The organism is Asticcacaulis sp., from assembly GCF_047605585.1.
In the GTDB taxonomy this organism is placed as follows: domain Bacteria; phylum Pseudomonadota; class Alphaproteobacteria; order Caulobacterales; family Caulobacteraceae; genus Asticcacaulis.
The window spans coordinates 134,375-147,326 of record NZ_JASGFK010000001.1 but is presented as its reverse complement, the minus strand read 5'-3'; the positions used below and the strand labels follow the sequence as shown (position 1 = coordinate 147,326).

Annotated in this window: 10 protein-coding genes; 4 read left to right on the top strand and 6 right to left on the bottom strand. The window is 59.6% G+C overall.

Annotated features, from left to right (window positions below; translation table 11 throughout):
- Positions 1 to 88 precede the first annotated feature (88 nt).
- The 3 genes from QM647_RS00735 to map are packed head-to-tail and all read left to right on the top strand — an operon-like array spanning position 89 to position 1,937.
- Positions 89 to 919 (top strand): lysophospholipase, encoded by an 831-nt coding sequence (locus QM647_RS00735; protein WP_414993554.1) that lies wholly within the window; start codon positions 89 to 91, stop codon positions 917 to 919.
- Positions 920 to 973: 54 nt separating this feature from the next.
- Positions 974 to 1,189 (top strand): ParD-like family protein, encoded by a 216-nt coding sequence (locus QM647_RS00730; protein WP_414993553.1) that lies wholly within the window; start codon positions 974 to 976, stop codon positions 1,187 to 1,189.
- Positions 1,173 to 1,937, top strand: a complete 765-nt coding sequence (gene map, locus QM647_RS00725; RefSeq protein ID WP_414993552.1) for a type I methionyl aminopeptidase — start codon at positions 1,173 to 1,175, stop codon at positions 1,935 to 1,937. The genes QM647_RS00730 and map overlap by 17 nt, the downstream gene beginning before the upstream one ends.
- Here the strand turns inward: map and QM647_RS00720 are convergent.
- From QM647_RS00720 to QM647_RS00705, 4 genes are all read right to left on the bottom strand, one after another.
- A complete protein-coding gene (locus QM647_RS00720) occupies positions 1,934 to 3,592 on the bottom strand; it encodes a GH39 family glycosyl hydrolase (RefSeq protein ID WP_414993551.1) in 1,659 nt (552 codons plus the stop codon). The two genes, map and QM647_RS00720, sit on opposite strands and share 4 nt — an antisense overlap.
- A gap of 35 nt (positions 3,593 to 3,627) precedes the next feature.
- The gene (locus QM647_RS00715) at positions 3,628 to 5,427 is read right to left on the bottom strand and encodes an IlvD/Edd family dehydratase (protein WP_414993550.1); all 1,800 of its coding nucleotides are present in this window, start codon (positions 5,425 to 5,427) and stop codon (positions 3,628 to 3,630) included.
- A gap of 8 nt (positions 5,428 to 5,435) precedes the next feature.
- Complete coding sequence (locus QM647_RS00710; protein WP_414993549.1) at positions 5,436 to 6,638, bottom strand: aldose epimerase family protein; 1,203 nt, start codon at positions 6,636 to 6,638, stop codon at positions 5,436 to 5,438.
- Positions 6,639 to 6,883: 245 nt separating this feature from the next.
- Positions 6,884 to 7,696, bottom strand: a complete 813-nt coding sequence (locus tag QM647_RS00705) for a FadR/GntR family transcriptional regulator (RefSeq protein WP_414993548.1) — start codon at positions 7,694 to 7,696, stop codon at positions 6,884 to 6,886.
- A 125-nt stretch (positions 7,697 to 7,821) separates the two neighbouring features.
- On the opposite strand from QM647_RS00705, the gene araD1 reads away from it, so the two are divergent.
- Positions 7,822 to 8,829 (top strand): AraD1 family protein, encoded by a 1,008-nt coding sequence (araD1, locus tag QM647_RS00700; RefSeq protein ID WP_414993547.1) that lies wholly within the window; start codon positions 7,822 to 7,824, stop codon positions 8,827 to 8,829.
- A gap of 53 nt (positions 8,830 to 8,882) precedes the next feature.
- Here araD1 and QM647_RS00695 read toward each other — a convergent pair whose 3' ends face one another.
- Together QM647_RS00695 and QM647_RS00690 are read right to left on the bottom strand one after the other, a co-directional pair.
- The gene (locus QM647_RS00695) at positions 8,883 to 10,841 is read right to left on the bottom strand and encodes an alpha/beta hydrolase family protein (protein WP_414993546.1); all 1,959 of its coding nucleotides are present in this window, start codon (positions 10,839 to 10,841) and stop codon (positions 8,883 to 8,885) included.
- A 64-nt stretch (positions 10,842 to 10,905) separates the two neighbouring features.
- Positions 10,906 to 12,876, bottom strand: a complete 1,971-nt coding sequence (locus QM647_RS00690; RefSeq protein ID WP_414993545.1) for an alpha/beta hydrolase family protein — start codon at positions 12,874 to 12,876, stop codon at positions 10,906 to 10,908.
- Positions 12,877 to 12,952: the final 76 nt, after the last annotated feature.

Genomic DNA, 12,952 nt, shown 5'->3' with positions numbered 1-12,952 from the left:
GTGCCTGTGCGTTCCCCGCTTTGCTTTCCCGACATCCGTAACCGTAATCGCGTTGGTCCGTTCCATTTGACGCAAGGAGATGTGCGCCATGCTGCCTTCCACCGAGGAAACCTTCGCCGGCAAGGGCGGGTTGACGATCTTTTACCGTTCATGGCTGCCAGCCGCGCCGCCACGGGCGGTTATCCTGCTGTCGCATGGTTTCAATGCGCACAGCGGTCAGTATGGCTGGGTGGCCGGTGAGTTGGTGAATGCCGGTTACGCCGTCTATGCCGGCGACCTGCGGGGCCGCGGCAAGTCTGAAGGTCCGCGCTTCTACGTCGACAGCTTCAACGACTATGTGGCCGACCTGGCGGGCGTGGCCGATATCGCCCGTGTCCGCCATCCGGGTCTGAAGCTGTTCGTGCTGGGGCACAGCGCCGGCGGGGTGGTGGCGGTCACCTATACGCTCGACAATCCGGACAAGGTGGCAGGCCTGATCTGCGAAAGCTTCGCCTATCGTGTGCCGGCGCCGGAATTCGCGCTCGATTTCCTGACCTTCCTCAGCAATTTCATTCCGAAAGCCGGGGCATTGAAGCTCAACAATGCCTTTTTCTCGCGCGATCCGGCCGTGGTGAAAGCGCTCAATGCAGATCCGCTGATCGCCAATGAAACCCAGCCGATGAAAACAGTCGGCGAGATGTGGAAGGCCGACCGCCGGCTGAAGACTGCATTCGGACGGATCGCGACGCCGACCCTGATTCTGCATGGCACCGAGGACAAGGCGACGTCATACCCCGGCAGTGAGGAATTCTATAAAAAATCCGGCGCCACCGACAAAACGCTCAAGCTCTATGAAGGCCATTACCACGACCTGCTGGCCGATACCGGCAAGGCGGAGGTCATGGGCGATATCCTAAGCTGGCTCAATACGCGGGTTTGACCTTGCCGAGCTGATATTATATGATTTGTATATAAATCATATATGGATCGTATAATGGGTATCCTGAAAATAGATGACGATCTCCACGAGGAGGTCCGCAAGGCCGGCAGTGTAATGTGCCGTTCCATCAATGCGCAGGCGGAGTTCTGGATACGCATCGGCATGATCGCCGAGGCTAATCCAGGCCTGACCTTTCAGGATATCGTGCGCCGCCAGTTCCGCAGTGCCGGTGTGCGCATGGAGGGTTTGGGCCATGATCAAGACGCCTGACGAGCTGCGCCTCATGGCGCAAAGCGGGCGGCTGCTGGCCGAGGTGTTCCATATGCTCGATCGGCAGGTGCTTATCGGCCGGTCGACACTCGATATTAATGATCAGGTTGAGCGTTTCATAGTCGATGACCTCAAGGCGCGGCCAGCCAGCAAGGGGCAGTATGGCTTTGCCTATGTGCTTAACAGCTCGATCAACCAGGTGATCTGTCACGGTGTGCCTTCGGCCGAGGATGTGCTGAAGGACGGCGATATCGTCAATCTCGACATCACCCTGGAAAAGGACGGCTTTATCGCCGATTCCAGCAAGACCTACCTGATCGGCAATGTTCCGACGGCGGCGAAGCGGCTGGTGCGGGTGACGCAGGAGGCCATGTGGAAGGGCATCCGCGCCGTGCGGCCCGGCGCGACGCTTGGCGATATCGGTCATGCCATCGAAAAGCACGCCAAGGCGCATGGCTACAGCGTGGTACGCGATTTCTGCGGCCATGGCATCGGCCGCGAAATGCATGAGGAACCGAGCATACTGCACTTCGGACGTGCGGGCGCGGGAGAGACCCTGAAGGAGGGCATGACCTTCACCATCGAGCCCATGCTCAACCAGGGCAGCGCCAAAACCCTGGCTCTGGATGATGAATGGACGGTGGTGACGCGCGATGGCAAGCTGTCGGCGCAGTGGGAGCATACGGTAGCGGTAACCGCCACGGGCGTGGAGGTGCTGACGCTCCGGCAGGATGAGACGGCGAACTAAGCCGCCGGTTTCAGCACCAGCAGGGTAACGCCCTGACGCGGCAGGTCGAAGTCAAGGCCGGTCGCATTGGCCTGCACCTTGAGCGTTGCGGGCGTGTCGGGCTTAAGCGCGGCGGCGGCTTTCAGGCTGGCATATTGCGCATCGTCCGGCGCCAGCGGCGACCCCATCGCCTGATAGGCGGCGAAGCTGTTGGCGTGGTCCCTGTCGACGCGATAGCGGGTCACGATAGCGCCTTTACGGAAGGCCGCCGGCAGATGATCAAGCGTCAGGGAGACCGTGGCGTCAGGGCCGGCCAGATCATCGTCATGATAATGCCAGACCAGGACGGTCACGGTATTGCTATCGCGGGCGGCGATCACGCCCACATCGGCATCACCGCGCACACCGCTCGCCAAAACCGCATCCAGCGGGATTTCGTGATCGGAGATGGCCGCCAGATGCTGGCCCTTCATCTGGGCAAACAGCCGGAAGACATTGAGCACCGGCATGTCGATGCCATTGCTGGCCAGTTGGCGGAAGCCGGCGAAATAGCGCTGGTCCTCGAATTCGAACGCCCAACTCAGGGCGCCTTCCAGCTTTACACCGCGCCTCTGCGCCAGCTCAGCGACGCGCGGAAAGGTGGCCGCCGTATAGCTCGAATACATGGTGCCATTGCGATAGGCATTGGCCGGGCCCTGGCAGGCGGCGCAGCCTTCCGGATCGAACTCGCCGATGATGATGGGCTTGTCCCTGAACGCCGGGCGGGCGGCGATGGTGGCGAAGGCATTATCGGCGCCCTTGAGCTGCTGGGCGATCCCCATGCGGACGTGATCATCGACGAATTCCGGCGCGCCCTTGGCGTGGAAGGACAGGAAGTCGGTGGGCGTGTTCGTCTGTTCCATATGGTCCATGAAACCGGTCAGGAACGTCTTGTCAGAACCGGCCATGTCCGGTCCGCCGACGCGGGCATCGGGCAGGGCGCGGCGCACCGCCTTCACGGTCACCTCGTGCAGCCTGTAGAATTCCTCACGCGTGCCGCCCCAGTAAAAGTCGAGATTGGCCTCGTTCCAGGTTTCCCAGTACCAGCTGGCCACCTCGTCGCGGCCGTAGCGCGCGACGCAGTGTTTGACCCACTGATAGACCAGCTCCTCCCATTTGCCGTAGTCCTTCGGCGGGTAGGCCCAGCCGGTCTTGATGCCGCCATAGGCCATGCCGGGGCGCCAGCTGTGCTGATAGGGTTCAGGCTGGGTGGACAAAGCTTCCGGCATGAAGCCGACCTCGACATAGGGCTTCACGCCGCGCGCCAGATAGGTATCGAAGATGTGGTCGATGATCGTCCAGTTATAGACCGGGTTACCTTGCGCATCCTCGGTATAGGCATTGGTGCTGCCCCATTTGAAGGCCGGTGTGCCATCGCCCGTGCTCAGCAGGTTATGGGCGCGGAAATAGACATGGCCGGGGGCGAGGGCGCCCAGTTCGCCGATCAACTGGCGGCCGTCCTTCATGGTGGCGTAGTTGGGTTCATCGGCGCCGAAGAAGCGCCAGATCGGCTCGACCGGGCCGGTGGTCTTTGCTGCATCGACGGCGATTTTCACCGGGAAGCTGTCGGCGGATGCGGAAACGGCCGCGCTCATGAAAAGCGCGGCCGTCAGGAAGGCGGTTTTTAACAGGTGCATCGGCGGTTTCCTCTGTAAGAGCCGCCGGCGCGGTCTTAGTGATTATCGCGGGGCAGGCCCTTGCTCTGGGCGATATGCTGGAACTCGATGGCGTCTTCCAGGCAGGCGCCCGTATCCATCTGGCCGACGGTGCGGCGCTGCATGGACTGCCACGGCGTCTGGCTTTCCGGATACTTGTAGCCGCCGGCGGCTTCGAGCTTTTCACGGCGCTGGGCCAGTTCCTCGTCGGAGATCAGAACATTGACCGTACCCTTGTTCAGGTCGACACGAACCTTGTCGCCGGTGACCAGCAGGGCGAGATTGCCGCCCGCCGCCGCTTCCGGCGAGGCGTTGAGGATCGACGGCGAGCCCGAAGTGCCGGACTGGCGGCCGTCACCGATACAGGCCAGGCTGTGGACGCCCTTCTTGATCAGGTAGGTGGGGCAGCGCATGTTGACGACTTCTGCCGCGCCCGGATAGCCGATCGGACCGGCGCCGCGCATGAACAAGATGCAGTGTTCGTCGATATTGAGCGCCGGATCGTCGATACGGTGGTGATAGTCTTCCGGGCCGTCGAAAACGATGGCGCGGCCTTCAAAAGCCTCAGGATCGTTCGGGTTCGACAGGTAACGCTGGCGGAATTCCGGCGAGATGACCGACACCTTCATGATGGCTGAGGTGAACAGGTTGCCGGAGAGAACGCGGAAACCGGCGCGTTCCTTCAGCGGCTCACCATAGGGCTTGATGACCTTCTCGTCTTCAATGACGGACGTGCCGCAGTTTTCGCCGATGGTTTTGCCGTTGGCGGTGATGGCGTTTTCATGGATCAGGCCCTGATCCATCAGCTGCCTTACGACGGCGGGGACGCCGCCGGCATGGTGGTAATCCTCGCCGAGATATTCGCCGGCCGGCATCAGATTGACCAGCAGCGGCACTTCCTCACCATAGGTCTGCCATTCCTCGATCTTGAGATCGACGCCGATATGGCGGGCCAGGGCATTGAGGTGAATCGGCGCGTTCGTGCTGCCGCCGATGGCGGAGTTGACGCGGATGGCGTTGATGAAGGCTTCCTTGGTCAGGATGTCCGAGGGCTTCAGGTCTTCGTGAACCATGTCGACGATGCGTTTGCCGGTCAGGTAGGCCACTTCCTGGCGGTCACGGTGTGGCGCCGGAATGGCGGCCGAGCCGGGAAGCTGCATGCCGAGCGCTTCGGCCAGGCTGTTCATGGTCGTGGCTGTGCCCATGGTGTTGCAATAGCCGGTCGAAGGGGCCGAGGAGGCGACGAGCTTGATGAAGCCCTGGTAGTCGATCTCGCCGGCGGCCAGCAGTTCGCGGGCCTTCCAGACGATGGTGCCTGAGCCGGTGCGCTGGCCCTTGTACCAGCCGTTCAGCATGGGGCCGACGGAGAGGGCGATGGCGGGGATATTGACCGTGGCGGCGGCCATCAGGCAGGCTGGCGTAGTCTTGTCGCAGCCGATGGTCAGCACGACGCCGTCGAGCGGATAGCCGTAGAGGACTTCGACCAGGCCGATATAGGCCAGGTTGCGGTCAAGCCCGGCGGTCGGGCGCTTGCCGGTTTCCTGGATCGGGTGGACGGGGAATTCGAGGGGAATGCCGCCGGCCTCGCGGATACCTTCACGGATCCGCTCGGCCAAAACCATATGGTGGCGGTTGCAGGGCGAGAGGTCCGACCCCGTCTGGGCGATGCCGATGATCGGCTTTCCCGATTGCAGTTCTTCGAGCGAAAGCCCGAAGTTCATGTAGCGCTCAAGGTAGAGCGCCGTCATGTCCGGGTTCGACGGATTGTCGAACCAGGCGCGGGAACGGAGCTTATTCGGCTTATCGGAGTCGGACATCTGTACTCTTATTTCACAACGTAGAAGTGGTGGACGGTGGTCTGGGTGTAGGTCTGGCCCGGATCGAGGCGGGCGCTCGGGAAGGCCGGATGGTTCGGCGAATCCGGGAAGCGCTGGGCTTCGAAGGCGATGGCCTGATACTTGGTCAGCTTGGCGCCGCCCTTGCCGGCAACCGTGCCGTCAAGGAAGTTGCCGGTATACATCTGGATGCCCGGTTCGGTGGTCGAGATGGTCATGCCGCGGCCGGAGGTCTTGTCTTCCAGGGTAACGGCCAGCTTGGGCTCGGCCGTGGTGCCGCCACGGATGACATAGTTGTGGTCGATGCCGCCATTGGCCAGGGTGATCTGCGGATCGGACATCTTGACGCGATCGGTGACGACGGCCGGCGAGGTGAAGTCGAACGGCGTGCCCTTGACCGGCAGTTCCTTGCCCGTCGGGATCAGGGCGGCGTCGACCGGCAGGATGGCGTCGGATTCGATCTTCAGCTCGGCGTCTGTGGCCAGGCGCGTGGCCGGAATGCCGCCGAGGTTGAACAGGCCGTGGTTGGTCATGTTGATGACGGTCGGCTTGTCGGTCGTGGCCTTGTAGCTGACGGTCAGGTCATCATTGTTGTTGAGCGTGTAGGTGACTTCGGCGACGACCGTGCCGGGGAAGCCTTCATCGCCATCCGGCGAGGTATAGGTGAAGGTGACCGAAGCGGAATCAGCGCCCTGCTGGACGTCCTTAATCGTCCAGTTGTGCTTGTCCCAGCCCTTCGGGCCGCCGTGCAGCGTGTTGGTCTTGTCGTTCAGCGGCAGGGTGTAGGTCTTGCCATCGAGGGTGAACTTGCCGCCGGCGATGCGGTTGGCGTAGCGGCCGACCGTGACATTGGTGAAGTTCGGGGTCTTTTCGTAGCCTTCGATCGTGTCGTAGCCAATGACGACATCGGCGGCCTTGCCCTCACGATCGGGCACCATCAGGCTCTGGATGGCGGCGCCGTAGGTGATCAGCTTGGCGGTGATGCCCTTGGCGTTCTTCAGCTCGACCATTTCGACCTGGGTGCCATCGGACAGGGCACCGAAGGAACTGCGCACGGCGGTGACGCCGGAGGTCGCCGAAGCGGCGCTGTCCGCCTTGCCCGCCTTCGGGCTGCAGGCGGCGAGGCCATATACGGTGCCCAGGGCCAGGGCGCTCAAACCGGCAGCCAGCACAATTTTCTTCCTTATCGACATTTATGATATCCTCTCTGAGACCATGTACGGCGCGGGGCGCCGGCATTACCATCCTGTGTCGCCACGCCCGAATATGGCGCGCGTTTATGATTGTCGCGACTGTGTCATACCCTTTGGGCATTAGTCAGACAATAAAAAAAGCAAATATCGTACAAAATAAAGCGTATTTGAGGCGAAATTTATTTCCGGCCTGTGCTGCGTCCCAAGGTTCCGATTCTCAAGCTTACGTTCGGGTCAGGTCAGGCCTAGGGATGAAACGTTTTTTGCGTATCTTCATGCGCCATTCGGATAAGTGATTCCATGCACCAGCGGGCGCCGCCGGCATCGCGGCGCTCGATGGCCTCGAAGACCCGCTCGTGATCGGGCACCGGGTCCCGGGTCAGGGCGTTATGGCGCGCTTTGTAGCGGGTGGTCCACGACACGGCGGCCTCAATCGAGCTGGACAGCGAGGCGAGGGCCTCGTTGCCGGTGGCCTGGATCAGGGCGTGGTGGAATTCGAGGTCGGCGCGGCGGCCGGTCTCGGTCTGCAGGGTGTCGCGCTTCATGATCTCCAGAGCGGCGCGCATGGTCTCGACCTGTTCGTCACTGCGGCGGATGGCGGCCAGTTCGGCGGCGGCCGGCTCGGTGATCAGGCGCAGCTCGAACAGAGCCTTGATAAAGTCCTGGCTGGGTTCGGTCTCGAACATCCAGCCCAGCACTTCCGGATCGAGCAGGTTCCAGCGCTCGCGCTCGGTGACGCGGGTGCCGGTTTTCGGGCGGCTTTCCACCATGCCCTTGGCGGCCAGGATGCGAATCGCCTCGCGATAGGCCGAACGCGAGATATCGAGCTTGGAACTCGACTCGATCTCATTGGGCAGAATCTCGCCGGACGTATAGGTGCCATTCAGGATGTCGACGCCGAGGCGGTGAGCGAGCGCGCCATGCAGACGCCCCTGAAACATCATGTGGCCGTGGGTGGCGGCATTGTGCGGATCGCCGCGCAGAAGCCGCGGGCTGGTGGTTTTCAGTCGGCTGCCGGTCAGGCGATCTTCGTGTATATTGGGCGTAGGTTTCCTCATCATCCACACATGACATTGAATTGTCTGTTTGACAAAGTGAATTTACAAGCTAAAGAGCGGCTGGTATTATTATTTGTCTGAGTTAATAACGGGCCTGAACACGGTCTGCACAGAGAGGATTATAGATGTCCGCAAATGACGCCCTGCGCCTTATCCAAATCGTGACTCCGGAAGGTGAGCGCCGTGTCCTGGCGGGCAAGGCGGATGGTTCCGCCCGCGCCATCGCCGGTGTCAGCAGCACCTACGAACTGGCGCGCAAGGCCATAGCCGCGAAAAAATCCCTGACCGACCAGATCGAAGCGCAAGGCTATGGCGAGGATGTCGATGTCGCTCTGGCGCTGTCCGAAGGCCGCGTGCTGGCCCCTATCGATCATCCGGATGCCGCACACCTGCATGTCACCGGCACCGGTCTGACCCACCTGGGCTCCGCCGAGGGCCGTGACAAGATGCACAAGGCTGCGGCTGCGGCCGAAACCCAGACCGATTCGATGCGCATGTTCCTGATGGGCGTGAAGGACGGCAAGCCGGAAGCCGGCAAGGTCGGCGCCCAGCCGGAATGGTTCTACAAGGGCAACGGCACGCAGCTGGTCGGCCCCGGCGCCGAACTGCAATCGCCTTCGTTCGCCGAAGACGGCGGCGAGGAGCCGGAAATGGCTGGTATCTATGTCATCGGCGACGATGGCGCGCCCTATCGCCTGGGCTTTGCCCTGGCCAACGAATTCTCCGACCATGTCACTGAAAAGCAGAACTATCTGTGGCTGGCCCACTCCAAGCTGCGTCCGGCCTCGCTCGGCGTCGAAATCCTGACCGGCGAACTGCCCAAGGACGTGCGCGGCAGCTCGCGCATCTGGCGCGGCAATGAGGTGATCTGGGAAAAGCCCTTTATCTCGGGCGAGGACAACATGTCCCATACCTTCGCCAATCTGGAGCACCATCACTTCAAGTACGACCTGTTCCGCCAGCCGGGCGATGTCCATGTCCACTGCTTCGGCACGGCCACGGCCTCGTTCGCCGACGGCGTCCAGACCAAGGACGGCGACGTGTTCGAAATTACCGCCGCCCCTTATGCCTACGGCCTGCGCAATCCGCTGATCACGCGCGCTGAAGAGAAGGTCGAAGTGAAGCTGCTGTAAAACGGCTTCCACTCAGTAAAAAAGCCGCCGGAGCGATCCGGCGGCTTTTTTGTTTAAACAGGCGGGTTGTGCTTTTCGATAAAGGCGACAATGGTCTTGTACATGTCGACACGGGCGGCCTCGTTGGTCTCCCAGTGATCTGTATGATCGTACTGCACGAAGGTGACGTCCTTGCCGGCGGCTTTCAAGGCCGAGACCATGGTGGTGCTCTGGTCGAACGGCACGACGGTGTCGTCCTTGCCATGGACGATCAGGATGGGCACCGTGACATTTCCGATATTCTTGATCGGTGAGGCACTGTCGAGATTGCTGTCGTCGCCAAAGCGACGTTTCCAGACATTGTAACTTGTGGATTTCTGTCCGGAATCGTAATCGCGCGACCATTCGAGGAATGTGCGCAGGTTCGACAGTCCGGCAACATCGACGGCGCAATTGTAGACACCCGGATCGAGCGTAACGCCGGCCAGAGCGGCATAACCGCCGTAGGAGGCCCCGACAATGCACACCCTTTTCGGATCGGCCATTCCCTGGCCAGTCAGGTAGCGGACGCCATCCGATAGATCGGTCTGCATCTTCTTGCCCCACTGGCCGTAGCCCGCCACGATGAAGGCGTCGCCGTACCCATCCGAGCCACGGTAATTCGGTTGCAGGACGGCATAACCGCGCGAGGCATAGGCCTGAGCTTCCGGATCATACCCCAGCCCGTCCCGCGCGACCGGACCGCCGTGCGGTATGACTACCAGTGGCAGGTTCTTTGCTTCGCGATTGGGGGGCAGGGTGAGGTAAGCTTCAATTTCAAGGCCATCGGAAGCCTTGTATTTAATGGCTTTTTTCGCAGAGATCCATTCAACTGGAATGTCGGGATAGGCTAGTCCGATTGTGATGGTCTTGCCGGTCGCGAAATCAATGAAATAGTAGGTGCCGCTATCGTCATCGCCTTCGGAATAGATGATCATCTTGCGCGGATCGTCCGCATAATCGGCAATACTCATACGATAGCCGTCCATGGCCACCTGTGCCTTCTTCACCAGATCCTGCATTAAAGGATCGTCGTAGTGATAATGCGACCAGCCATCATAGTTGCGATAGCCGCACATACGAAAGGTCTTGGGATCGAATACAGGGCCTGCATCCGGCCCTTCGATAGGCAAGGGCGATGAAAATACGCCTTCCGGAGAGACTTCATAATAGCGACCATCCTCATCACCGCCTCCTGGCTTGTAGACTATGAGGGATGTCCCATCTCTAGCCAGGCCAATCAGACTGGGGAAATCCAGATCGGACTTTACGGTATAAATGTCCTTCCAGGCGTTGTTTTTCCTGTACTGCAAAACCCAGGTGCTTGACTTGTTGTAAAAAACACTGCGGGCCAGCATATCCCCTTGTGGTGTTAACACCCATTTGCGCGTGCCCCAGGGCGCGCGATCCAGCAGGTTGAATTTGAGTTCCTTATCGAGATCGAAGCTGTAAAGGCACTGGGATTCGTCGAAATTGACAGGATAGCTTGCGGCCGTGAGTTGTTTACGGCCATCTTGCGTGATGACATGCAGACCACCGGTGACAAAGCTCTTGAAGCCATCAATCTGGCTGAAGGGGATAGTGATCGTCTGGGTTTGAAGATTGTAAATGCTGACGATTTGAAAAGTGCTGCGGCCGCCGGAAAAGGCGTCCTCTTTGGCGGTTGCCAAGGTTGAGACCACCAGGTGAATAGCGTCAATCCAGAAAAGGCCTGCGATCTTGGCCTTACCGAGATTAAAGGTCTGGAACTTATTATCGATTATATTGTATTCATAAAGAAATTTGGTGCCGGCATCTTCCTTGATATAGGCAATATGATTGCCGTCGGGCGACAGGCTGACAAAGTCCAGAGACGGTGATTTGGCCCATTGCTCCGGTGGTGGCACAGGCGGAAGTTGTGTGTTTTGCGCAAAACCTTTTGACGCAAGAATAGCCGAAAAAACGCCAGCGCCGGCAGTGGCTAGCAGATGGCGACGATTAAGATTGGCTGTCATGAAATCCCCCACAAAATACTACCGTCAGATTTGCACTTTTATCTAAAATGGCAATATATTTTCTCTACCCTGCCGGGTTGTATTTATCCAGAAACGCCAGGGCGGCCTTCATCATTTCGATACGGGCCGAGCCGACGGTTTCCCAGTGGTCCTGGCCCTTGTAGGTGACGAACTCCACCGGCTTGCCGGCTTGTTTCAGGGCGTCTTCCATCTTGCGGCTTTGTGCGATCGGCACGACGGTATCGTCAGTGCCATGAATGAGCAGGATCGGGCAGTAGGCCTTGTCCGCTTGCCGGGCCGGGGAAATATCGTCATAGGATTTCGGGTCGCCCATGAACTGCTTCCAGTAAAGAACCCTCGGGCTGTCAAGGGATGCGCTACTGCTCAGTTCAAAATCAATCATGCCTTTGGTATCTGAGACGCCCGCTATAGAGACAGCGCAATTATAGACGCCCGCATCGAGGGTGGCACCGGCCAGGGCCGCATAACCACCGTAGGAGGCGCCGAGTATCGCTACCCGTTTCGGATCGACGATGCCCTGCTTGACCAGATGGCGCACGCCATCCGACAGGTCCGTCTGCATCTTCTTGCCCCATTCACCATAGCCGGCTTCCACGAAGGCCTTGCCATAACCGGCAGAGCCTCGGAAATTGGGTTGCAGCACGGCATATCCGTGTGCGGCCAGCACCTGGGATTGCCAGTCAAACCCGCCATGATCGCGCGCTTCCGGTCCGCCATGCGGCAGGACGATAAGGGGCAGATTTTTTGCAGATTTGCGCGGCGGCAGGGTCAGGTAGCCGTGTATGTCCAGGCCATCGGCGGCCTTGTAGGCGATCGGCTGTTTCTCGCTTATCCATTCCGGTGGCAGGTGGGTATAGTTATGTGCCAGAAGGGCAACCTCGCCCTTTGCGGCGTCCAGGAAGTAGTAGGTGCCGGCATCCGTGGCGCTTTCCCCATAAAGGATCATCTGGCGCGGGTCTTCGGCGAAGCCGGCGAAACTGATGCGGTATCTTTCTCCCATGACTTTTGGCAGCAAGTCTGCCAGTTTTTTCATCAGTGGATCGAAATAGGTATAGGTAATCCAGTCGTCTGAATGGGCGTAACCGATCAGGCGCCCGGTGGTCGGATGGAACAGCAGGGTTGTCGAGCTCGCGTCGCCGACATCGAGCGCCGGTTGCAGCACCCCATCCGCGCCGATTTCGTGATACTCGCCCTTCAGTGCGTCCTGGCTGAAATAGACGACGACCGAATTGCCGTCGCGGCCCAGACCTTCGAGAACAGGTATATTCAATGGCTGGACCATTTTGTATATGCAGGTAAAGCGGTTCGTCTTTCCAGGAATGCCAGTGTTGTAATACAGGCGCCATTCTTTGCGAATGTCATTGAACTCGGTGTAGGCGAGCGGAAATCCCTCGGGCGTGATAACGAAGCCTTGCGTATCGTTTGTGCCTTCCACGATCAGGTGACCGCGCAGCTTGTCCGGTGCGAAGCTGAACAGGCATAAATTGGGCTCGCCCTTTAAGCGGAAGTTCGAAGCCGTGACACGGTATTCCCCGTCGACCTTGATACGCTGCAGATTGCCCAGAACTATGTTGTAGAAGCCATCTTCCTTGGAAAATAAAGTTATGACATCGCGGGTGCTGAGGTTTACGCTGCGGGCAAGAAATAATTCATTCTTGAAACCGGCAAATACCGGAAGCGTCCGTGTTTCGGAGTTCGTAAGAATGACATGTTCATTATCGGCCCAGAACAGATCGCGGATCTTGGCCGGGCCTATACCGATATAGGTGGGCTTGTTTTCAGCAATCGTGAAATGAAGCAGCACCTTGTTATCGCCGCTCTGGCTGATCATGGCGATGCGTTTGCCATCGGGGGATATGGCGATCTGATCGACCAGGGGCGGGGCGGCATAGGCTTCGACCGACGGGAGGGGCGGCAGGTCATCGGCACGTGCGGACAGGGCCGGCAGGAGGCCGATGGTCGCGGACGCAGCACTAAGGCGCAGCAGACCGCGCCGGTCGAATTCAGATGTCATGAAGGCCCCTCAGCACTTTGTTACTGTAAGTTATAGCTCCGTGCCCGGCAGCGCAATTTATATCGCCGATATTTAA

Excerpts from the sequence above, each read along its gene's own strand:
- QM647_RS00735 (WP_414993554.1), top strand. The coding sequence starts at position 89 with ATGCTGCCTTCCACCGAGGAAACCTTCGCCGGCAAGGGCGGGTTGACG.
- QM647_RS00730 (WP_414993553.1), top strand. The coding sequence starts at position 974 with ATGGGTATCCTGAAAATAGATGACGATCTCCACGAGGAGGTCCGCAAG.
- map (WP_414993552.1), top strand. The coding sequence starts at position 1,173 with ATGATCAAGACGCCTGACGAGCTGCGCCTCATGGCGCAAAGCGGGCGG.
- QM647_RS00720 (WP_414993551.1), bottom strand. The coding sequence starts at position 3,592 with ATGCACCTGTTAAAAACCGCCTTCCTGACGGCCGCGCTTTTCATGAGC.
- QM647_RS00715 (WP_414993550.1), bottom strand. The coding sequence starts at position 5,427 with ATGTCCGACTCCGATAAGCCGAATAAGCTCCGTTCCCGCGCCTGGTTC.
- QM647_RS00710 (WP_414993549.1), bottom strand. The coding sequence starts at position 6,638 with ATGTCGATAAGGAAGAAAATTGTGCTGGCTGCCGGTTTGAGCGCCCTG.
- QM647_RS00705 (WP_414993548.1), bottom strand. The coding sequence starts at position 7,696 with ATGAGGAAACCTACGCCCAATATACACGAAGATCGCCTGACCGGCAGC.
- araD1 (WP_414993547.1), top strand. The coding sequence starts at position 7,822 with ATGTCCGCAAATGACGCCCTGCGCCTTATCCAAATCGTGACTCCGGAA.
- QM647_RS00695 (WP_414993546.1), bottom strand. The coding sequence starts at position 10,841 with ATGACAGCCAATCTTAATCGTCGCCATCTGCTAGCCACTGCCGGCGCT.
- QM647_RS00690 (WP_414993545.1), bottom strand. The coding sequence starts at position 12,876 with ATGACATCTGAATTCGACCGGCGCGGTCTGCTGCGCCTTAGTGCTGCG.